Source organism: Sorangium sp. So ce693, assembly GCF_051521375.1.
Lineage (GTDB): Bacteria > Myxococcota_A > Polyangia > Polyangiales > Polyangiaceae > Sorangium > Sorangium atrum.
The window spans coordinates 1,019,411-1,040,425 of the sequence record NZ_CP150347.1 but is presented as its reverse complement, the minus strand read 5'-3'; the positions used below and the strand labels follow the sequence as shown (position 1 = coordinate 1,040,425).

The following is a 21,015-nucleotide window of genomic DNA, read 5'->3' as shown; positions in this document are numbered from 1 at the left end:
GACCCCACTGCGGCGGCCACACCCCTCGTCCGGCTCCACGGGGCGTCACCCGCGCCAGAGCTCCTTCACGCCGTCGGCCATGAACTGCACGGCGATGGCGGCCAGGATGAGGCCCATGACGCGCTCGAGCACGGCCATGCCGGACGCCTTGAGCGCCCGCTGCACCAGCCCTGCGCCGCGCAGCACGAAGTAGGAGGCCACGAAGGTGATGGCCACGCCCGCGAGCACCAGCCCCATGGCCACGGGGTCGTTGCCCCCGCGCGCCATCAACACCATCACCGTGGCGAGGGCGCCCGGCCCGGCGAGGAGCGGCATGGCCAGGGGCACCAGCGCCACGTCCTCCTTCGCGATGCCCTCCTGCTCCTCCGACGGGGTGGTGCGCGTCGCCGAGGAGCGGGCGCGCAGCATGTCCAGCGCCGTGACGAGCAGCAAGAGCCCGCCCGCGACGCGGAACGCGGCCAGCGAGATGCCGAAGACCCTGAAGACGACGCCGCCGAAGAGGGCGAAGAACAGCATGAGCCCGCCGGCGACCGCGCACGCCCGCCGCGCCGTGCTTCGCACCTTCTCCGGCGGATCGCCCGCGGTCATCGTCAGGAACAGCGGCACGATGCCGAGCGGATCCACGACGAAGAAGATCGCCGACAGCGACACGAGAAAGACCGAGACGTAATGGGCCATGCTCATCGGATGGGTCGCGGCCCCCGCGGGCCAGGCGCATCTCCCACATCCTCGATGGCCGCGCCAGAACAGCGTCGTGGAGGGACGAAGCCCTCGTCGAGCCGCGCCGCGCGCCGCTACGCGGCCCCGTTCTCGTCATCCTCTGTCGAGATGCGGCGCTCGACGCGCCTCGCGACCGTGAGGACGAGCAGGGTAATTGCGCTCCCGGCCACGACGAGCCGCCACAGCCCGTATCCAGCGCTGATGCCGAGCGCAGCGGAGACCCAGATGGCCGCGGCGGAGGTGAGCCCTGTCACCCTCGGTTTGCCGCCGGAGCGCTGCGAGAACCGGAGGATCTCCCCCGCGCCCAGGAATCCGATGCCTGCCGCGATGCCCTGGACGACGCGGCTGGCCGAGTCCGCCGAGGCTTCCAGCGCGGCCATGACGAAGATCGCGGAGCCGACGCTCACCAGCATGTGCGTCCGCAGCCCGGCCGGCTTGCCGGCGGCGTGGCGCTCCCAGCCGACGAGCGCGCCCGAGGCGAGCGCGAGACCCAGCCGGAGGATGAGGTTCAACAAGGTGCTCCGGGACGGATCCAGCGGGCTCATGTCCGACGCCGTAAAGGTCTGAGTGCTTGAACGCAAGGGCCCTCGACCACGTGCCTGGCACGGTGCCTGGAACCGTTGGTGTCTGCTCGGGGTCGGGCCACAGGGCTGTCTCTGGGGTCAGGCGTCGGGGCAGTCGGTGTCGTCCGGCGCCTTGCGCGCGGCCCTCGCAAGCGCCTGATAGCGCTTGCGAGACTGCTCGAGCGCGCCCTCCTCCAGCTCCTCGAGATCCAGCAGCGCGTTGTGGGCGCCGTGCGTCGCGCGAATCAGCTCGTCCAGCTTGAGCTGCATCGCCTCGGTGTCGCGCGTCTGCGTGTTCTGGATCAGGAACACCATGAGGAAGGTGATGATCGTCGTCCCCGTATTGATCACGAGCTGCCACGTGTCGCTGAAGTGGAAGAGGGGCCCGGTGACCGCCCAGACAACGATGACGGCCACAGCGAGCACGAACACCTTGGGCCGCCCGCAGAGGTAGGACGTCTGCTTCGCGAATCGCGCGTACCACGTCTTGTTGTGCACCGTCGCTCCTTTCCACGACCGCTCGCTCGGGCTCGGGCCTCGGTCCTCGTGAGTGCAAGCGCCGAGCCACGGCTTCCGGCCGCGCGGGACTCCGCGTTTGAGCAGCGTCACGGCGCGAGATCGCGAGCCGCAGCTCGGGCGCCGCGAACAGCCGGCGGGGGCGGAACCTCCGCAGCGCTCGGGCGCACCGCCGCACAGAGCGTTCGTTGTCGAGCCTGGCGGGCTACTACAATGACGCGCGTGCAGGCGCTTCTGTAGCAAAATGCATCACTCGCCCGACTCGCTGTTGCGCGCGAGGAGCGGTAATCGGAACACCCATGCTGGACCGGATCGCGGATCCCTGGGGCGTCCGGACGCCGTACGGGCGGGACGAACCGTGGCCGACACGCGTCGATCAGCTCCTCGATCCCGGCCTCGCCGAGGGCGACGTGGAGCGCTGGGTGCATTCCGCCTGCGTGCTCTGCGCGAACGGCTGCGCCCTCGACATCGCGGTCAAGGACGGGCGCATGGTCGGCGTCCGCGGGCGCGGCGCGGACCACCCCAACCACGGTCGCCTCGGGCCCAAAGGCCTCTTCGGCTGCCGTGTTCCTTCCCTTCCACCACGGCAGCTGGGACGAGGACCCCGGGAGCCACCGCTGGCCGCGCGGCGCGAACGAGCTGCGGCGCCTCTACCCCATGGCGCACGACTGCGAGATCGGCTGGGTGCTCCTCGGTGAGGCGGGGCACGCGGCGCGCGACGAGGGGCTCAAGGCGCTCGCGGAGGCGGCGCTCCCGGAGAAGGAGGTGCAGATCCGGTGGCTAAAGACCACGCTGCGCGAGAGCGCCGTGCAGCTCCTCGTCTTCTCCTGATCTCCGCGCTGCTCAGTCGAGCGGCACTGGCAAGGAGGCCGAGCCGACCAGGTAATCGCGCGCGCCGACACCGCGCTCCTGCGCGAGGGCGAGCGGGACAGGTCGGTAGAGCAGCGTGGCGGTGACGTTCGCGGCCGCCGAGCAGCCCGCGGGGATCGCGAAGCCGTGCGACGTCACCGCGACGCTCCCCGGCGCGATGCGGTTGTCGCTGGCGATGTCGACGGCGCGGTGCTGCGGCGCGTGCCGCGCGCCCGCCGGATCGACGAGCACCTTGGCGAAGGTGTAGCCCGCGGCCCCGGCGAACGCGGCTGCGGGCTGGCCGTCCGCGGCCGGCGCGGCGAGGGGCGCGCCGAGGTAGACGATATCCCCGTCCTGCGCGGGGATCGCGCCGCTCAGGGTGATCGCGCCGCCCCCCGCGGCGACCACCCGCGCCTCGCCGACCGGCGCGCGGATCTCGAGGCCCTTGTCCGCCGCGTCGAGCGACGGGTCCGCGAAGCGGCCGATGCCGGTGTACTCGTCGTAGACGCCGGTCGGCCGGACGATCCGCACCACGTCGCCCGCCCTCGCGCGCCCCGCGCCCTCCTCCCAGGCGAGCTGGGCGCCCGTCAGGGCCGCGCCCTGGCCCACGCGCGCCTCCGCGAGCGCGCCGCCGGTGTCGTTCACGGTCATGCCGCTCGACGGCGCAAGGGGCGCGCCGCACGCCTCCGCCGTGACGAGGAGCACGAGCGCGCGCATCGGCTCCCCGGTCGGGACGGCGTGGCCCGCCGCGCCGCCGGCCAGGGAGACCGTGACCGCGAGCTCGCCCGGCGCGGCCGAGGCGTCGATGCGGACCTCGACCGCGCCCTGGATGAGCCGCGGGGAGCCCTCCAGCGGGCCGCGGAAGATGTGCGAGCGGACCGTCCCCGTCGGGCGGACGAAGCCGAGCGAGACGCTCGCGTTCGCCTCGTTCGTCACGTCGAGGCTGCTCTTCAGCGAGAGGACGCCCGGCATGTGGCAGGCCTGGCACTGCGAGGCCGGGCGGTTCCAGGAGCTCGCGGCCCACTCGGAGAACGTCTGATGGATCGGGAGCCCGTCGGGCCAGCGGACCGGATCGAGCGTCGCGCCGGGCAGGAGCGCCGCCTGCTTCTGCTCGTGGCAGCCGCCGCAGAGCTCCGAGGACGAGAACTTCGGCTGGTAGCTGCCGCCCATGAACCTGTTCGGCACGTCCGGCCGCGGGCCGAACATCACCTCCAGGAGCCTCGATGAAGGGTCAGGAGAGCTCCTCTCCTGCGGGCGCTGGACGATCAGGGCGCCGGCGACCCCGGGCGGCTTGCTCAGATCGACGTCGCGGATCTTGTGGCAAGCGTCGCAGTGATTGCCCTTCTCGAACGCGATGCCGGTGGCATCGAGGAGGTCTCGCCCGCCCGCGGGGCCGTCGATCCCCGCAGCGTGGCAGTCGGCGCACGCGCCGAACGCGGCTGGGCGCGCGGCCTCGGGCAGCGCGGGATCGTCGCATGAGGGCTGCGCTCCCCCGCCGCAGGACGTGTTGAGATCCGGCAGCACGCCGCTCCCGAGATAACACCGCATCGCGGCGGCCCCCTCGCTCCCAGGGACGCGGCCGGCCTTCCAGCGCCCGCCCGCGGCGCTGCACGAGGCCTCGTCCGTGTGGGCCATCGAGATCCCGGCGTAGATGGCCTGGAGGAGCGGGCTTCTGGCCGACCGCGCGTGCCCCGACTCGAGGAACTGGGCAACGAGCGTCGTGTGGCAGTGATCGCAGAACCGCGTCGAGTTGTGCGGATCGCCGTCGCCCGGATCGCCGTAGGTGTAGCCGAGCGCGTTGTCCGGCGGCGACGCGCGGCGAATGGCGATCTCCACCGGCCCGTCGGGGACGACCTCGAACTCGATGCCGTCCGTCCGGTATCCGATCTTCGCCGCGACCACGGTCGGCTGGCCCGGGATGTCCCGCGTGATCTCGATGGAGAACGCGCCGTCCGGGCCGGTCACGAGGGCCGGCTCTCCGCCGGCCTGCATCACGATGGCGCCCTCGAGCGGCGCCGCGCCGTCGGTGACGACGCCGGTCACCGTGAACACGCGCGGCAGCTCCTCCAGGGCGCCTCCAAAGCCCGTGGCCGCGCTCGCGTACGTGGTCGTCGTCGCCGGGTGCGCGCCGGCGCCCTGGCCTCCACCGCCGTGGCCGCCCGACGGCGGCGCCTCCGAGCACGCGCCGCCGAACACGCAGGCGGCGAGCGCCGCCGGAAGCGTGGGTGATCGTGGCCGGGTCAGGGTTCGCGGCGCCGTTCGCATCCCGGGGATCGCCACGGTAAACCCGGCTCGGCCGCCTGTCGATGAGGGCGCGATTGCCCGGCGCCGGCGAGGTGCCGGCCGAGCTCGGCATGGCGCCGAACCGCTGGCGGGGCGATTGCGACGTGCCGCCGCGTGCCGCATGAAGCTGCTGCCCGATCGCCGCGGCTCGTGCGCCGCGCGGGGATGGATGGAGGCGCGCTGCGGTGCGGGGCGGGGATTTCCTCGACAGGCAAGGAGGCCATCTTGGCGATGCATTCCCCCGAGGCCGAGGCGGATAGGCTCCCCGAAGCGCCCGCGGTGTCGCGCGCCTACGCCTGGCTGGTCTTTGCCTTGAGCTTTGGCCTGCTGCTGTCCGACCACATGTCGCGGCAGGTCCTGAGCGCGGTCTTCCCGTCGCTGAAGATGGAGTGGGGCCTGTCCGATACGCAGATGGGGGCCCTGAGCGGCGTCGTGGCGCTGATGGTCGGTCTGCTGACCATCCCGCTGTCGCTGCTGGCCGATCGCTGGGGTCGCGTCCGGAGCATGACCCTCATGGCGACGGTGTGGAGCGTGGCGACGCTGGGTTGTGCGCTGTCGACCAACTTCGGTGAGATGTTCGCCGCTCGTCTCGTGGTCGGCGTCGGGGAGGCCGCGTATGGCAGCGTCGGCACCGCCGTCGTACTGGCGCTGTTTCCGCGCCATCAGCGGGCCAGCCTGAGCGGCGCCTTGATGGCCGGCGGCGCCTTCGGCGCCGTGCTGGGCATGGCGCTGGGCGGCTACATCGCTGCAAGGGTGGGCTGGCGCTGGTCGTTCGGGGCGATAGCCCTGTTCGGCCTCATCCTGGTCGTGATTTACCGCACGACCGTGACCGAACGACGGCTGCGACCAGCGCAGGATGTCCAGCGCGCCGCCGTCGCGCAGCCCCCTGCGCGCCAGACCTTGACGTTCCGCTTCGTGCTGAAGGCGCTGTTTTCCACGCCCGCGTTCGTCTGGGTCTGTGTCGGCAGCGGTCTGCAGCTGTTCATCATGGGCGCCGCGGTGGCCTGGATGCCCAGCTACCTGAACCGTTACTACGGCATGACGATCGCTTCGGCGGGAGTCACCGCGGCCGCCTTCGTCCTGATCGGCGGCGTCGGCATGACGGTCTGCGGTGTGTTGACCGATCGGCTGAGCCGCCATCGGCCGGCCTGCACGTGGCGGATGGCGATCGCGTACAGCCTGACGTGTTGCGCGTTGCTGGGTGTGGCTCTCCAGCTTCCAGCGGGCCGCCTGCAAATGGTGCTGATGGCGGCAGGCGCGTTGTTCATGGGGGGCACGGCCGGCCCGGCCGGCGCCGTGGTCGCCGGCCTGATCCCGGCGTCCATTCATGCGACGGCGTTCGCGACGCTGGCGCTGGCCAACAACCTGCTCGGCCTGGCCCCGGGGCCAGTGGTGCTCGGCGTCCTCGCCGACCGCATCGGCCTCCGCGGCGCCCTGCAGGTCATCCCGCTCGTCGCGCTCGCGGCCGCGCTGGCCTTTGCCCTGGGCGAGCGGCACGCCACACAGGCCCCCGGGGAGGGTGCCCGTCGCGCGGAGCGGCGACGGGCGGATGTCTGAACCCAAGGAACATCCTGTAACGAACTCCCCCCGATCCCGTCCCGGCGCTAGGCCGCCGCGCGCAGCGGCACCCCGCGCTCGCCCACCTTGCGGTTGGGCGCATAGCCGAGCTTCGCCAGCGTCTCGTCGGCGCTCCGGTAGGTCTCGCCGATCTTGTAGATGCGGCGGGCCTCCTTGCCGTCCGCGAGCTCGCGGCCGAGCTCGCGCGCGATGCGGACGGTCTGCTCGATCTGCTGCACGGAGGTCATGTGCTGCCCCTTGCGTCCCCACAACGTGTCCTCGATACCGCAGCGGGCGTGCAGCCCCATCGCGATCGCCATCGTGTTGATCGGCAACACGTTGCGCATGAGGGTCTCCAGCGTCAGACAGGCGCCGTCGGGCACGCGGCGGATGAACTCCATCATGTTGTAGGGGTTCGGCCCGTCGAACCCGCCGCCGATGGCCACCCAGGTGACGTTGAGCGGCCCGGTGTAGACGCCGCGGCGGATCAGGCGCTCCACGGTCTCGATCTGGGGGATGTTGGCGAGCTGGAAATGTGCCTGGATGCCCGCCGCCGAGAGCCGCCTCAGGTGCTCCTCGACCCAGGCCGGGCCGGCCGGCACGGTCATCTCGCGGTAGGCCTCGTGGACGTCCGGCCGCGCGAACGAGCTGCCGGCGCAGTCGTCTTCGGACATCAGCTCGACGACGTTCATCTGGTTGGTGTTGATCGCGATCGTGACCTGATCGGGCTTCGGCGAGAGCTCGGCCAGCCTGTGGCGCGCGTCATCGCTCAGCCATTTGGCCTGCGCCCCTGCGTCCTCCGGGGCGAAGGAGATCGAGCCGCCGACCTGGAGGATCATGCCCGGCACCGCGTCGCGCAGGCGCGCCAGGAGCTCGTTGAACATGGACAGCCGCTTGGAGCCCTTGCCGTCCGCCTCGCGCGCGTGCACGTGCAGCACGGCGGCGCCCGCGTTGTAGCAATCCACGGCCTTCTGGACCTGTTCGGCCAGCGTCACCGCGATGTCTTCCGGAAAATCGGCCGGCTCCCACTCCGGCCCGTACGGCGCGACCGTGATGACGAGCTTCTCCTGATTCTCTGGGAGCAGAGAGTCATCCAGAAAATTCATAGGGATTCTCCGCTTCGGGTCACCGTCGACCAGGCGGTGTGGAGGTCCTGCACGTCGGCGCGCTGGACCACGCCAGCGCCGTCCTCCGTGGTCCTAGGCCGAGCCGAACGCAAGGCCACGGCGTGGTGGGGCCACCGGCCGCGCCGGCTCGTCCTCTCGGCGCGGTCGTCTTGGCGCGGGCGAGCCAGGCCGCGGAGCGCCGCTCCTTGCTTCGTCGACGAGGACGCCCGCAGCTCGACCGCGAACCGGGAGCGCCCTCCGGACCAGGCCGAGAGAGGCTACCGCGACAGCAGGAGCTCGGAGGACGGAGACTCCGGCGCTCCGGCCTTCGAGGGCTGCGCGACAGGTCGCTGCTGCGGCGAGGACGGCGGGACAACCCCCCATGACATCGGCCCCCGCGACGGCGGGTGCGCCGGCGGCGGGGGCGCCGGCAGCAGGGGCTGCGCCGGCAGATCGCCCAGCTCGGCCGCGCTGAGCTGCTGTGTGCTGCCGTCCCCGGACAGCGTGGTCTCCGTCGAGGCCGCATAGAACTCGGCTTGCTCGAGGACCCGCACGAAGTTCCCGCCCAGCAGGCGGAGGATGTCCGCATCCGAGTAGCCGCGACGGATGAGCTCCAGCGTGATGTTCGGGGCCCCGGCGCTGCCTGCGAGCCCCTCCTTGAGCGCCTCGTTCCCATCGAAGACGGAGCCGAGGGCGACATGCTCGATCCCCGCGACCTTCACCACGTGGTCGACATGGTCGATGATCCGCCACAGCGGCGGCGTTATCTGCCCCTCCTGGGTCCTGAGCTTCTCGATCTCCTCGCGGAGCGCCCTCGTGTCGCCCGGGAGCCTCTCGCCGAGCTCCTTGAGGTGCGCCCCGTACTTCTGCGCGAAGCGTGCCGACTGCTCCGCATACGCCTCGTCCAGGAAGAGCGCCCAGGAGTTCACCATGACGAGCCCGCCGTTCTCCGCGATCGCGCGCAGCATGTAATCGTCGAGGTTGCGGCGGCGGTGGCCGGCGGCGGGCATCGTGGAAGAGGTGATGATCGGCGCCCTGGCCACCTTCATGACGCCCTGGAACGTGCTGTCCGATGCATGCGAGACGTCGACCACCATGCCGATCCGTTGCATCTCGCGGACCACGGCCTCACCGAAGGGGGACAGGCCTCGGTCGCGCACATACCCGGGATCGAGGGCTCCTCCCGCGGAGCCTGCCCAGTCGTTCGTTGTCATGTGCGTGAGCGCCATGGTGCGGACGCCGAGGCGGTAGAACGAGCGCAGCGCAGGCAGGGAGTTCTCGATGGCGTGCCCGCCCTCGATGCCCATGATCACGGCGATCCTGCCTTCGCGCTCGGCGCGGCGCACGTCTTTCGCGTTGCGCACGAGCGTCAGCGTCTCGCGGTGGCGCTCGACCTGCCGGTGGGTCGCCTCGATGAGATCGAGCGCGCGGCGCGCGGCGCTGCCGCCGAGCCGCGAGGACGAAGGCGGCGCGGACGCGCTCACGTGGATCGGGAAGAACGCGCCGGTGACGCCCGCAGCCTTGATCCTGGCGATCTCCTCGGCCATCAGCTCGTCGTCCTGGCTCACCTGAGCGAACGAGCCGCCGAGGAGCAGCGAGGGCACGCCGCTGTGGCCATCCACGAGGATCGCCTTGGCTTGCAGCCGCGCGGCCCGCTGCTCCGGCGTCTCGAGCCCCGGCGGGACCGCCGCGAGGTCGGGCGCCGACGTGTACCAGGGCCCGACGTCGTCGGCGGACGGCGCGACGACATCGGGCACCGCGGCGGGCGCAGGGGAACGAACGCAGGCCGCGAGCGACGCGGCGGCGAGCAGCGCGAGGGATGGCGAAATGCGCATGACCGGATCGTACCATGCGAGCTCGGCGGGAAAGCGAGCCATGACGGCGGCAGGATCGTGCGCCGGCGAGGCGAGGCAGCAGCGCCGCTCGGCACCGACATATCGGTCCTGGTGGTGGCCCCTGGCCTCGATGGAGCGGGATCTTGAGCCGCTGAGGCGCCAAGGACGCCGTGAGCGTGCTCTGTTCTTGGCGTCCCTGGCGGCTTGGTGGCTCATTTCTCGCTCGATCGACGAGCTCGGTGTCCTAGACTCGAACGAAGACCCGATGTCGCTCCGGCAGCGCGACTACATCCTCCGCATGATCGAGCAGCTCGCCGAGGCCATCGGCAGGGTCGCCGGGCTCCGGCGCGCCGGCCAGCTCGACGAGGCGGAGCTGCTCGTCCGCACAACGGCCGACGGGCTCTTCGGCCCGATGCGGGACATGCTCGACCGGCTCGACGCCGCGGGCGCGGCCACGCTGCTCGGCGACCACGAGAAGATCGGCGCGTACGCGGCGCTCTCCGCGGAGCAGGCCGAGATCCTCGAGCTCCGGGGCCGGGCCGCGCAGGCGCTCGCGGAGCGCAGGCGCGCGCTCGAGCTCTACCTCGAGGCGGTGAGCCGCGCGCCCGAGGGCAGCCCCCGCGCGCAGGAGGCCGCGCGCGCGCTCCTCGGCCGGCTGGACGCCGCGCGCCTGCCGGAGCGGTACCGCGCCCTCGCCGCGAAGCTCGGCTGATCGGGCAGCGGGCTCGCCTGCCGCGCGCGCACGACCGCCGCGCGCGATTTCGACCGAAAGTCGCGCCCCACGGAGCGGTCCGCCGCGCGCGCTGCGCTCCGCGCCGGATGCCGGGTTGCGGCCGCGCGAGCGCGCGACCATGACATGGGGAGCCCTGTGGAGACGCCCCCCTCGTCCGTCAGCTTCGCCGCGCTCGGCATCGCCCCTTCGCTTCTCGGTGTGCTCGCCGAGCTCGGCTACGAAGAGCCCACGCCGATCCAGCGCGAGGCGATCCCGCACCTCCTGACCGGGAGCGACCTGCTGGGGCAGGCCGCCACCGGGACCGGGAAGACGGCCGCGTTCGCGCTGCCGCTGCTCCAGCGCCTCCAGATCGGCGGCGAGCCATCTGGCCTGCCCCAGGCGCTCGTGCTCGTTCCGACCCGCGAGCTGGCCATGCAGGTGGCCGAGGCGATGCACCGCTACGGCCGCCGGCTCGGCGTGCAGGTGCTGTCGGTCTACGGCGGCCAGCCCTTCGGGCAGCAGCTCCGCGCGCTCCGCCGCGGGGTCCACGTCGTCGTGGCCACGCCGGGCCGGACGCTCGACCACATCGGGCGCGGCACGCTCGCGCTCGACGGCATCCGCACGGTCGTGCTCGACGAGGCCGACGAGATGCTCGACATGGGCTTCGCCGAGGCGCTGGAGGAGATCCTCTCGGCCACACCGGCGGCGCGCCAGACCGTGCTCTTCTCCGCCACGCTGCCCCCGCGGATCGCCGCGATCGCCGGCCGGCACCTGCGCGAGCCGGTGCGGGTCAAGATCGCGGGCGAGAAGGCGGCCCCCGGCGAGCTCCCCCGCGTCCGCCAGACGGCGTACATCGTGCCGCGGGCGCACAAGTCCGCCGCGCTGACCCGGGTGCTCGACATGGAGGACCCGTCGTCGGCCATCCTCTTCTGCCGCACCCGCAACGAGGTCGACGAGCTGACCGAGGCGCTGCGCGCCCGCGGCTACGAGGCCCAGGCGCTCCACGGCGGGTTCTCGCAGGAGCACCGCGATCGCGTGATGGCCCGCTTCCGCGCCGGCACGGCGGAGCTGCTCGTCGCCACCGACGTCGCGGCGCGGGGGCTCGACATCGAGCATGTCTCGCACGTCATCAACTACGACGTCCCCTGCGCCCCCGAGGTGTACGTCCACCGCATCGGCCGCACGGGGCGCGCCGGCCGCGAGGGCGCGGCGATCACGCTGGTCGAGCCGCGCGAGCACTACCTGATCCGCAACGTCGAGCGGCTCACCGGGCAGCGCATCGAGGCCGCCACCCTCCCGACCGTGGCCGATCTGCGCGCGCGGCGCCTGGAGTTGACGCGCGCCTCGCTGCGGGAGGCGCTGATCGAGGGCGGCGCCGAGCGGTTCCGGGTCGTCGTCGAGGCGCTCGCCGACGAGTTCGACGTGATGGACATCGCGGCGGCGGCGGTGAAGCTCGCCCACGACGCGACGGAGGGGGACCGGGAGGAGGACAAGGCGGAGATCCCGTCGTTCCGGCCGCCTCCGCGCGGGCCGGAGCGCGCCCGCGACGACCGCGCGCCGCGCGGCCCCGCGGGGGCGCGCGGGCGCCCCGGCGAGGCGCAGGCGCGACCGCGGCGCGAGGGGCGGGAGGCGCGGGAGACCGACGGCAACGTCGCCCGGCTGCACATCAGCGCGGGGCGCAACGCGGGCATCCGGCCGGCCGATCTGGTCGGCGCCATCGCGAACGAGGCGTCGCTGAGCTCCCGCGACATCGGCGCCATCGAGATCGCCGACGGCTTCTCCACGGTGGAGGTCCCGGCCGACGCGGCGGACGCCGTCATCGAGGCGCTGCGCGCCACACGGCTGAAGGGCCGCAAGGTCCAGGTCCGCCGGGACGACGCCGGGTCCCGTGAGGCGCGAGGCGGGGCGGCCGAGGCCCGCGGGGGCGTGGCTGGGGCCCGAGGCGAGGCGGCCGAGGCCCGCGGCGGCGCGGCTGAGCCCCGGGGCGAGGCGGCGGGTATGGCGCCCCCGCGGCGGCGTCCACGGGCCTAGCCGGCAGCCAGTTCCCCCCACCAGGAGTCCGGCCAGGCTAGATGGCTAGATGGCGCGCGACGCCCAGACAGCACGATCGTTCTGGCCGGGGAGCCTTTACGCAAGGCGCGACTTCGCCGATCCTGGTGGAATGAACCTACGTCTTGCTTCAGCTTGGGCTTTTGCTGTCGCGCTTCATGCATCCGGGTGTTCGGACGCCGGCACCAATCCTGACAATACCGGCGCCGGTGACGGGGGAGCGGGCGGGGATGACGAGAACGGTCTCGGTGAGATCACCGGCGTCGGCGGAGGGACCGGGCTCTCGACCGCGGTGAGCGTGATCATCACGGCCGACAATGCGTACGGCTTCGGTTACGGAACCGGCGACGGGCTCCTGAACTATTTCGGGGGCGTCGAGAACACCCTCGCCGGAAAGATCTTCTCCTGTCCCATCGGCAACGGGCCGGAGTCCTACACGGTGCCGGCGGCGTCCGCGAACGCCGGGCACTATCTTTACATCATCACGTACGCCGACAAGAGCACGACACAGGGCGTGCTCGGCCAGTTCTTCCGCGAGGGGGCCGCTCCCGTCTTCACCGGCGACGGCGCGTGGGAGGTCTGCGCGACGGGCGAGGACTACGACCTCGGCTCGAAGGGGCCGACGCTGGAGACCATCAACCAGTATATCGGGCGCTGCAACAGCGGTGATCTCGACCCGCAGACGACCAGCGCCGGCTGGACGACGACCGAGGCGTCTGCGCACGGCTATGTCGCGTTCGGAGAACGGAACGACACGGAACGCTCGGTCCCGGAGCCCGGCAATGAGTTCTCCATCGTCTGTGACATCGACAAGGAGGCTCGGTGGATGTGGTACGAGTGGGACCCGGACCGCAGCGCCGGCAGCCCCTTCATGTGGCCCGACAGCAGCGGCGGCGGCAACGTCACCAAGGACTTCCTGATCTTCCGCCTGGGCGCCGAGTTCATCCCCGAGGTCCCGCGCTAGGCGCGGCGCGGCTGCCCCTGACGCGCGGCGCGAACGCCCGCTGAGCGCGCCAGCTCCGATTGTCCCTGCCGCTCATTTCCGTGTCCCTGGCAGCGAGCGTGCGGCACCTGCGCGTTTCGCTGTCAGGCGCCGGCGGCCAGCCCTCTGGAAGCTCAGCTCAGTCGGCGGTGGTCTTCCGCCGCTGGAACTGCGCGAACAGCGTAGCGCGGACGTCGTCGTGCAGCGGCTCGCCCGGGAGCCCCTGGAGCGCGTCGATCGTCAGATCCATCTGCTTCAGGTAGGTGCGGCACCTGTCGCACCACGCGAGGTGCCGCGCGCAGCCCTCCTCCTGCTCGGAGGACAGCTTTCCCTCGCTCCGGTCGGTGATCATCTCGGTCAGCTGACAGCATGTGACGATCATGCGCGCTCACCCCTCGTCATGTAGCGCTCGAGCGCGGCCCTGAGCTTCGATCGGCCACGGTGCAAGAGGACCCGCTGGTTCGCCTCGCTGATACCCAGGATCTCGCAGACCTCGTCGGAGGGACACCCCTCCACGTCGCGTAGGAGGACCACGGCGCGCTGTCCAGGCGCCAGCGTCTCGAGCTCTCGCTGCAGCAGGGCGCCCATCTCCTTGCGCAGCAAGAGCACCTCCGGGCTCTGCTCCGTCCACGGAACAGGTGGAGTCGACCAGTCACCGGTGCTGTCGAATCGGGCCGGATCGACCGCCGGCTCGCTGCCCAGATCCCCGTCCTCCAGCCAGGAGACAGGGACCATGCGCTTCTCCCGGGTGCCCAACGTCCTGGCGCGGTTCGTCAGGATCCTGAACACCCATGTCTTCAGCGCGGAGCGCCCCTCGAAGCGCACGAGCCCATCGAAGACCGCCGCCCAGGTCTCCTGGACGACCTCCTGCGCGCCCGCGGGACCGGCGACCGCGCGGGCGAGCCGGAGCATGGGTGTGTGGAGCTGGGTCACGAGCTGCTCGAAGGCCTGCTCGTCCCCCGCGAGCAGCCGGCGGACGAGCGCGATGTCGTCCGCCGGCGCCGCGCATGCGGGCTCAGCCGCGCCGCCCTGCGCGCCAGGCGCGAAGAGCGGGCCTACCTCGGCCGATGCGCGCTGCGCCGTTGCGGCCTGTTTGCCGTCGGCGGCGGCCGAGGGGTCGTGGGACACGCGGAGCACGGTATCACGCCGCCGAGCCCCGCATCAATCGACGCGGCTCTACGCAGCTCCGGAGCGGCTCGCCCCGCGGAGGACGACAGCCGTCACCCGGTCAAAGCGACGTCAGCGCATCCGCGACCTCCTTCGGCTTCGTCAGGAAGGGGGCGTGGCCCGCGTCGATCGAGATGACCCGCTCGCAGGGCAAGGCCGTGTACTGCTGCTTCTGCTCTGCAGGGCTGATGGCGAGATCCTTGAGCGCCTCGATGTAGACCCGGGGGACCCTCCCCCACCGCTCCTCCGTGACATGGATCGGCTCGTCGAACGGCTTCGCGGGCTCCTCGCGCAGGTGGCTCTCGAGCCGCGCGACGTCCTCCGGAGAGCAATCCTGGCAGAAGGCGTTCGCGGCCCACCCCTCCTTGAAGGTCAGCGTCGTGCCGTCGTCCGAAGCGGCCGCGTACTCCTTGATCGCGGCCCCTTCGTCATCGGCCCACTCCTGGCTCAGCGACTGGCCGTCCTTGATCAGGAACGCGGTCAGGTAGACGAGCTTCTTCACCTTGTCGGGCCGCTGCTCGGCGGCCTGGCTCACCACGGTGCCGCCCATGCTGTGGCCGACGAGGATCACGGGGCGCGAGGCGCTGTCGATGGCCTCCACCACGGCGTCGGTATAGGCCTGCAGGCCGGCGTCCGCGACGGGCGTCTCGTCCTCGCCGTGAGCGGGGAGATCGAGGGCGATCACCTCGTTGCCGCCGGCCTCGAGGAGCGGCACCACCTTGTCCCATGCCCATGCGCCCACGAAGGCGCCGTGGACGAGAACATACGTGTTCTTGTCCGAGGGCTGGGCCCCGCCGCCTCCCGTGCCCCCGTCCGTGTCGCTGCCGCCGCAGCCGGGCAGCGCGGACGACATGAGCGCAGCGGCCGAGATCATGGTGGCAGACCGCAGGACCTTGCGAAGCAGACCGTTCATGGATGTCTCCTCATCGTCGCCAGGCTCTCCTCGAGCGCGACGTCATCGGTATTTCGACGTGCGATGGATGCGCGCGCCCCTGCGCCCGGGCGTGTCCCCGGCGCCGCGACGGCTATCCCGCTACTTGCACAGTCTCGGAGGGGGTCCGAACGTTACAGCCTGTTCGAGGAATCGTCCGGAGGGCGCCGAGGCCGCGTCCCGCCGCAGGACGGCGCCGGGCGCGGCGGCGCGGCGACCGCCGGCGCGCCCGGCGGACCTGGTGGCGATGGGCGTTCTGGGCTAGACGCGTCGCCATGCCATCGGAGAGCGCCATTCCTGGCCGAGACGATCTCGTCGCCCGCGACCGCCGCTGCGTGATGCACCCCTACGCGGCGCCCCTCTCGAGCGCGCCGCTCTTCGCCGTCGAGCGCGCCGAGGGCGTCCGCCTCACCCTGACCGACGGCCGCGAGCTCATCGACGGCATGTCCTCCTGGTGGGCCGCCATCCACGGCTACGGGCACCCGGCGCTGACGGCGGCGATCAGCGCCCAGCTCGGGCGGATGAGCCACGTGATGTTCGGCGGCCTCACCCACGCGCCGGCGGTCGAGCTGTGCGAGGCGCTGGTGGCGCTCACGCCCGAGCCGCTGACGCGCGTCTTCCTCGCCGACTCCGGATCCGTGTCGGTCGAGGTGGCCATCAAGCTCGCTCTCCAGTTCTTCATCGCGCGGGGACAGCCGGAGAAGCGCCGTCTGGTCAGCGTGCTCGGCGGCTACCACGGCGACACGTTCGGCGCGATGGCGGTCACCGACCCGGTGAACGGCATGCACCACCTCTTTCGCGGCGCGCTCACGCAGCACCTGTTCGCCCCGGCGCCTGGTCCTGCGTTCGGCGCGCCGTGGTCGCCGTACGCGCTCGACGGCATGGCCGAGCTGCTCGAGCGGCACGCGCACGAGGTGGCGGCCGTCATCCTGGAGCCCGTGGTGCAGGGCGCCGGCGGGATGCGCTTTTACCACCCACGTTATCTGCGCGAGCTGCGCGCGCTCTGCGACCGGCACGACGTGCTGCTCGTCCTCGACGAGATCGCGACCGGCTTCGGCCGCAGCGGGGAGATGTTCGGCTGCGAGCACGCGGGCATCGCGCCGGACATCCTGTGCCTGGGCAAGGCCCTCACCGGCGGCACCATGACGCTTGCCGCCTCGCTCTTCACCGAGCGTGTGGCCGAGACCATCTCCCGGGGCGAGCCGCGCGTGTTCATGCACGGCCCCACGTTCATGGGCAATCCGCTCGCCTGCAGCGCCGCGCTGGCCAGCATCCGGCTCCTGCTCGGCTCGCCGTGGCGCGCGCGCGTCTCGGCCATCGAGGCCCAGCTCCGCCGCGAGCTCGCCCCTTGCCGCGCGCTCGACGCGGTGGCCGACGTGCGCGTGCTCGGCGCCATCGGCGTGGTCGAGCTCAAGCAGCCCGTCGACATGGCGCGCGTGCAGCCGGCGTTCGTGGAGCGCGGCGTCTGGTTACGGCCTTTCGGGAAGCTGGTCTATACCATGCCTCCTTACATCATCGAGCCAGCCGAGCTATCGCGGATCAGCGAGGCGATCGTGGGTGTGCTGTCGGGGATCTGAGCCGCTCGACGGCGCGCCTCGGGTGAAGGGCGCCCTCGAATCGAACCTGGACGCGCGCCTGGACACCGCGCCGTGCTAGCGTGCACGCGCAATCCATCGCTCCTGCGCACACGGAGCACCCACGATCACGGGAGATGCGAACATGACCAAGGGCGCGTGTCTATGCGGGACGGTCCGCTTCGAGATCGACGGTCCGTTCCAGACCATGCTGAACTGTCACTGCTCGATGTGCCGCAAGTTCAACGGCACGGCGTTCACCACGGCCGTCGTCGCGCCGCTGCCCGGCTTTCGCTGGCTCGCCGGCGAGGACGCCATCCGCCCCTCCTGCGCGAGCGACCGTCGCTCCTTCTGCGGCACCTGCGGCTCGGCCACGCCGATGCTCCGCCCCGAGAGGCAGCTCGCCGTGCTCCATGCCGGCAACCTGGAGGGCGATCTCGGCATCGAGCCGAAGTTCCACCAGTTCGTCGGCTCCAAGGCGCCCTGGTACACGATCACGGATTCCCTGCCGCAGTTCGAGGAGTGGCGGCCCGAGATGCAGGCGCCGGTCGTCTCGCGCCCCGTGGCCCCGCCGAAAGAGGGCGTCACCCAGGGGAGCTGCCTGTGCGGGGACGTGGCCTTCGAGTTCGACGGCGCGCCCCTCCGCATGGTGAGCTGCCACTGCACGCGCTGTCGCCTCGGGCGCAGCTCCGCGCACGCGACCAACGTCTTCGTCGCCCTGGACAGCTTCCGCTGGATCCACGGTGACGCGCAGATCGCGAGCTACAAGGTGCCCGACGCGCGGTTCTTCACCGTCGCGTTCTGCAAGCGCTGCGGCGGCGCGGCCCCCCGTCTGTCATCCGAGCGCGGCTTCGCCGTGGTGCCCGCGGGCACGCTCGACACCGATCCCGGCATCCGCCCCGCAGCCCACATCTTCGTCGACTCCAAGGCGAGCTGGTTCCCGATCACGGATGCCCTGCCGCAGTTCGCCGAGTACCCGCCCCAGGCCTGACGCCGCGATCGAGCGATCGGCCACGGCACCTTCACCGAACGGGCGTCCTGGAGCGCCCCTGTGCACACGCGCGGTCACTCAGGTGTACCCGGGCCCCGCCCGGCCCGGAGCGCGTCTCGCCGAGCGAGCAGCCACGCGTGCGCCTCGCCCTCGGTGTCAAAGAACTGCTGCGGGTAGGGCTGTCCTGTGAGCATTTGTACGCCCTTCGCGAGGAGCGCCACGATCACGCGCATGGAAAAGCTCGCTCCGATCATCGCGACCGCATCGACGCGCGTGCTCCGCACCTCTTCCGTGACCGCCTTACGCGCCGAAGCGGAGATAGGGCCCATGTGACGCGCGTCGGCGAGCACCAGGACGTCACGGCCGCTCTCCGCCACGCGCCGGATCGCGCCGAGGACAGCGCGCACCCGGTCTTCCGAGACCTCGCCGTGGATCACCACCCGCACGATGCCGTCGGGGTCGTCACGAACATCGGAGCTCGCGTCCTTCAGGCCGAGATCGCTCATGCCAGCCATGCTAGCGCCTCGGCTGCGCGGCGGGGTGCAACCTCTCACGGTCCGCCGAGCTCGGCTGGATGTCCGAGGCGAGCCCGACCGCAGCGAGCGCGCGGATGAACAGGAAGGCGAGGTCGTGCTGCCCGGGCGCCATCGCTTGCCGGGCGGCGCGCGGGAAGGCGTGGTGGTTGTTGTGCCAGCCCTCGCCGAAGGTCAGGACCGCCACCCAGCCCACGTTGCGGCTCCCGTCGCGGGTATCGAACGCGCGGCTGCCGAAGCGGGGCGCGTGACAGACGGAGTTCACAAGGTAGGTCGCGTGCATCCAGCACACGAGCGGCACGAAGAACACGAAGGGCACCGCGGCCCAGCCGAGGGCGAGACCCGCGAGCAGGACCGCCGCGACCTGCGGGGCGAAGCGCCAGCGGAGCAGCCACCGGTAGTAGGGATCGCCGACCAGATCGCGGCAGTATTTCTCCGGATCGCGGGGGTCGGTCGATCCATCGTCGAGGATCCACCCGAGGTGGGCGTACCAGAGGCCACGGCGCGGCGAGTGGACGTCGCCTTCGCGATCGGTGTGGGCGTGGTGCCGCCGGTGCGTGGCCACCCACGCGATGGGGCTGCCCTGGCCGCTGATCATCGCCACCGACACGAGCGCATACTCGACCCATTTCGGGCAGCGGAACGCGCGGTGCGAGAGCAGCCGGTGCAGGCCGACCACGGTCGAGAGCTGGAGCGCCGCGTAGAGCGCGGCGGCGAGGGCGATGGAGCTCGCCCGGATCGGCAGGAGCAGCCCGAGGAGGGCGCCGGCGTGCACCAGGGCGAGGTAGGCGATCGCGACGAGGCGCGTGCGGCCCTTCATGGCGGATCCTCCCATGGCCTCACGCGGCCGCGCTGGAGCGGCCCGGCCGGCGGGGCCGGATCCGCGCGAGGCCGCGCGGATCCGCGCGGCACGACGACGCCTCGATGCGCTGCGGCTCGAGGCTGAGCTCCCGCATCTTCTCCGCGTCCCAGGCCTCGATCGGATCGCGCCCGGCGATGTAGCTGCGTGAGCGGTTGGCGAGCGGCGCGCGCAGGCTCATCACCTCGGGCGCCGACATGACGACGCACGCCTTGTAACGGGGCAGATCGCTCGTCATCAGGCGATTCCACACGTGGCGGCCCACGTTGTGGAGGCTCCCCAGCGCGCGGCTCAGGCGCTGGAAATGGTCGATCACCTCCGAGGGGTGCAGCCGGGGCGGGCGGTGGCAGAGGGTGTATCCATCGAGGTCCCGGCTGATCACCCCGGGAAGGAGCCGCCCCTCGGCCGCCACCTGCGCGAAGAAGGGCGTCTCCGGGTACGGGCAGACGATCCCAAGGAAGGTCGGGCAGTGATCGCCGAGGTCGTGGAGGTACTCGGGCACCCGCTCGAGGTAGTCGTTGGTGTCCCCGTCCGCGCCCACGAGGAGCCCGAAGGAGAGGACGATCCCGCTCGCGAAGGCCCGCTGGATGACCTCCCTGACCTCGCTCAGCTTGTTCTGGCCCTTGTTCATCGAGCTGATCGACTCGGGGTTCAGCGACTCGAGCCCTGTGTAGACGTAGCGGCACCCCGCCCGCCCCATGAGGCGGACCAGCTCCGGGTCACGCAGCACGTTGAACGTGAGCGCGCAGCCCCAGATCTTCTTGAGGGGCATCAGCGCCTCGCAGAGCTCGCGCAGGTAGCGGGGCGAGCCCCCCAGGTTGTTGTCGAGGAAGCTGAACACATTGTTGGTCACGCCCGGGATGCGCTGGTTGAAGATCATCCGGTCGCGGATGTCCCGGATCACGTGGTCGATGGGGCGATAGCGATACTGTTCGTGCCCGGTCAGAACGCAGAAGTTGCAGGAGAAGGGGCAGCCGCGCGACGCCTCGATGCCGGGCAGGCGGACGAGGTTGTTCCGGTAATCGACAAGGTCGTACCGGTACGTGGGGATCTGCTCCGGGGGCACCGGCGGGAGCGCATAGACGGGCTGGAGCTCGCCCCGCTGGAAGTCGGCGATGAGCGCCGGGAGGTTGGCCTCCGGATCTTCCGCCACCACGGCGTCGAAGTACTGCAGCGCGTCCGCGCGGAAATGGCTCGCGTGCCGCCCGCCGGCCACGGTGGTCATGCCTTGCCGCCGGAACAGCGTGGAGAGGACCTTGGTGTGCTCGTAATACGCGTGCAGGTACGAGAAGAACACGAGGTCCCAGTGGCGGTCGAGCGGGATGTCCGTTTCCTTCTCGTTGTAGAGCTCGATCTCGGCGTCGGGCGGGCACAGGGCCGCGAGCAGCTCGGGAACGGACGATTGCATGATCGAGCGCTCCTTGCGGAGCAGTCGGCTCGGGTGCGTATAGGTCGAGATGATTGCGATGCGCATCGAGGACACTCCTGGTTCAGTTCAGGACGTATCACACCCTCGAAGCAAGGAGGGCGAATACGAGGAAGCGGGCAGGAGCGCTACAAATACGCCCTACACGGGGCAGGGGTCAGTCCAGCGAGCACTCCACACGACATGAGGACACAAGAGACCCCTCGATCGGCCCCCTGGCTCCCCAGGCACTAACCAGGCTCGTCCGGTCGCGCTCAGGGGCACGAACCCCACCCCTTCCATCGGTCACCAACGTGAACGTGAACGTGAACGTGAACGTGAACGTGAACGTGAACGTGAACGTGAACGTGGTCGTGGTCGTG

The 21,015-nt window shown here is 71.4% G+C and carries 19 protein-coding genes and 1 pseudogene; 8 read left to right on the top strand and 12 right to left on the bottom strand.

Annotated elements, in window-relative coordinates; translation table 11 throughout:
• Positions 1-45 precede the first annotated feature (45 nt).
• The 3 genes from WMF14_RS03975 to WMF14_RS03965 form a co-directional block, all read right to left on the bottom strand.
• Complete coding sequence (locus tag WMF14_RS03975) at positions 46-678, bottom strand: MarC family protein (RefSeq protein ID WP_437798842.1); 633 nt, start codon at positions 676-678, stop codon at positions 46-48.
• Positions 679-794: 116 nt separating this feature from the next.
• On the bottom strand, positions 795-1,265 hold the full coding sequence (locus WMF14_RS03970) for an MgtC/SapB family protein (RefSeq protein WP_437798840.1): 471 nt from the start codon (positions 1,263-1,265) through the stop codon (positions 795-797).
• 117 nt (positions 1,266-1,382) lie between these two features.
• Positions 1,383-1,781 (bottom strand): low affinity iron permease family protein, encoded by a 399-nt coding sequence (locus tag WMF14_RS03965; protein WP_437798839.1) that lies wholly within the window; start codon positions 1,779-1,781, stop codon positions 1,383-1,385.
• Positions 1,782-2,098: 317 nt separating this feature from the next.
• Between WMF14_RS03965 and WMF14_RS03960 the strand changes: the two are divergent.
• Both WMF14_RS03960 and WMF14_RS03955 read left to right on the top strand, forming a co-directional pair.
• A pseudogene (locus WMF14_RS03960) lies at positions 2,099-2,359 on the top strand (nitrate reductase); the annotation flags it as partial.
• 4 nt (positions 2,360-2,363) lie between these two features.
• The gene (locus WMF14_RS03955) at positions 2,364-2,630 is read left to right on the top strand and encodes a hypothetical protein (RefSeq protein ID WP_437804463.1); all 267 of its coding nucleotides are present in this window, start codon (positions 2,364-2,366) and stop codon (positions 2,628-2,630) included.
• Between the two features lie 12 nt (positions 2,631-2,642).
• Here WMF14_RS03955 and WMF14_RS03950 read toward each other — a convergent pair whose 3' ends face one another.
• Positions 2,643-4,913, bottom strand: coding sequence for a hypothetical protein (locus WMF14_RS03950; RefSeq protein WP_437798838.1), 2,271 nt, complete (start codon positions 4,911-4,913; stop codon positions 2,643-2,645).
• 249 nt (positions 4,914-5,162) lie between these two features.
• On the opposite strand from WMF14_RS03950, the gene WMF14_RS03945 reads away from it, so the two are divergent.
• The gene (locus WMF14_RS03945; RefSeq protein WP_437804140.1) at positions 5,163-6,488 is read left to right on the top strand and encodes an MFS transporter; all 1,326 of its coding nucleotides are present in this window, start codon (positions 5,163-5,165) and stop codon (positions 6,486-6,488) included.
• Positions 6,489-6,535: 47 nt separating this feature from the next.
• On the opposite strand, the gene WMF14_RS03940 is transcribed toward WMF14_RS03945, so the two are convergent.
• Together WMF14_RS03940 and WMF14_RS03935 are read right to left on the bottom strand one after the other, a co-directional pair.
• Complete coding sequence (locus tag WMF14_RS03940) at positions 6,536-7,594, bottom strand: 3-keto-5-aminohexanoate cleavage protein (protein ID WP_437798837.1); 1,059 nt, start codon at positions 7,592-7,594, stop codon at positions 6,536-6,538.
• Positions 7,595-7,872: 278 nt separating this feature from the next.
• Positions 7,873-9,429 carry a dipeptidase gene (locus WMF14_RS03935; RefSeq protein ID WP_437798836.1) on the bottom strand — a complete coding sequence of 519 codons (1,557 nt, stop codon included), beginning with the start codon at positions 9,427-9,429 and terminating at the stop codon, positions 7,873-7,875.
• Positions 9,430-9,694: 265 nt separating this feature from the next.
• Between WMF14_RS03935 and WMF14_RS03930 the strand changes: the two genes are divergently transcribed.
• The 3 genes from WMF14_RS03930 (at position 9,695) to WMF14_RS03920 (ending at position 13,154) form a co-directional block, all read left to right on the top strand.
• On the top strand, positions 9,695-10,141 hold the full coding sequence (locus WMF14_RS03930; RefSeq protein ID WP_272097810.1) for a hypothetical protein: 447 nt from the start codon (positions 9,695-9,697) through the stop codon (positions 10,139-10,141).
• A gap of 144 nt (positions 10,142-10,285) precedes the next feature.
• On the top strand, positions 10,286-12,172 hold the full coding sequence (locus WMF14_RS03925) for a DEAD/DEAH box helicase (RefSeq protein ID WP_437798835.1): 1,887 nt from the start codon (positions 10,286-10,288) through the stop codon (positions 12,170-12,172).
• Between the two features lie 130 nt (positions 12,173-12,302).
• Positions 12,303-13,154, top strand: coding sequence for a hypothetical protein (locus WMF14_RS03920; RefSeq protein WP_437798834.1), 852 nt, complete (start codon positions 12,303-12,305; stop codon positions 13,152-13,154).
• A 157-nt stretch (positions 13,155-13,311) separates the two neighbouring features.
• Here the strand turns inward: WMF14_RS03920 and WMF14_RS03915 are convergent, their stop codons facing one another.
• The 3 genes from WMF14_RS03915 to WMF14_RS03905 form a co-directional block, all read right to left on the bottom strand.
• The gene (locus tag WMF14_RS03915; RefSeq protein WP_437531878.1) at positions 13,312-13,554 is read right to left on the bottom strand and encodes an anti-sigma factor family protein; all 243 of its coding nucleotides are present in this window, start codon (positions 13,552-13,554) and stop codon (positions 13,312-13,314) included.
• A complete protein-coding gene (locus WMF14_RS03910) occupies positions 13,551-14,300 on the bottom strand; it encodes an RNA polymerase sigma factor (RefSeq protein ID WP_437798833.1) in 750 nt (249 codons plus the stop codon). The genes WMF14_RS03915 and WMF14_RS03910 overlap by 4 nt, the downstream gene beginning before the upstream one ends.
• Positions 14,301-14,400: 100 nt before the next feature.
• The gene (locus WMF14_RS03905) at positions 14,401-15,252 is read right to left on the bottom strand and encodes an alpha/beta fold hydrolase (RefSeq protein WP_437798832.1); all 852 of its coding nucleotides are present in this window, start codon (positions 15,250-15,252) and stop codon (positions 14,401-14,403) included.
• Between the two features lie 293 nt (positions 15,253-15,545).
• Here WMF14_RS03905 and bioA point away from each other — a divergent pair, with 293 nt between their 5' ends.
• Together bioA and WMF14_RS03895 are read left to right on the top strand one after the other, a co-directional pair.
• Positions 15,546-16,847: an adenosylmethionine--8-amino-7-oxononanoate transaminase gene (gene bioA / locus WMF14_RS03900; protein ID WP_437798831.1), complete on the top strand. Its 1,302-nt coding sequence runs from the start codon at positions 15,546-15,548 to the stop codon at positions 16,845-16,847.
• Positions 16,848-16,989: 142 nt separating this feature from the next.
• A complete protein-coding gene (locus WMF14_RS03895) occupies positions 16,990-17,835 on the top strand; it encodes a GFA family protein (RefSeq protein ID WP_272097804.1) in 846 nt (281 codons plus the stop codon).
• A 74-nt stretch (positions 17,836-17,909) separates the two neighbouring features.
• On the opposite strand, the gene WMF14_RS03890 is transcribed toward WMF14_RS03895, so the two are convergent.
• Genes WMF14_RS03890 through WMF14_RS03880 form a run of 3 tightly spaced genes read right to left on the bottom strand, consistent with a single transcriptional unit; the run spans position 17,910 to position 20,701 of the window.
• Positions 17,910-18,341, bottom strand: coding sequence for an STAS/SEC14 domain-containing protein (locus WMF14_RS03890; RefSeq protein WP_272097803.1), 432 nt, complete (start codon positions 18,339-18,341; stop codon positions 17,910-17,912).
• Positions 18,342-18,351: 10 nt separating this feature from the next.
• Complete coding sequence (locus WMF14_RS03885; protein WP_437798829.1) at positions 18,352-19,188, bottom strand: acyl-CoA desaturase; 837 nt, start codon at positions 19,186-19,188, stop codon at positions 18,352-18,354.
• Positions 19,189-19,207: 19 nt separating this feature from the next.
• Positions 19,208-20,701 (bottom strand): B12-binding domain-containing radical SAM protein, encoded by a 1,494-nt coding sequence (locus tag WMF14_RS03880; RefSeq protein ID WP_437798827.1) that lies wholly within the window; start codon positions 20,699-20,701, stop codon positions 19,208-19,210.
• Between the last annotated feature and the right edge of the window lie 314 nt (positions 20,702-21,015).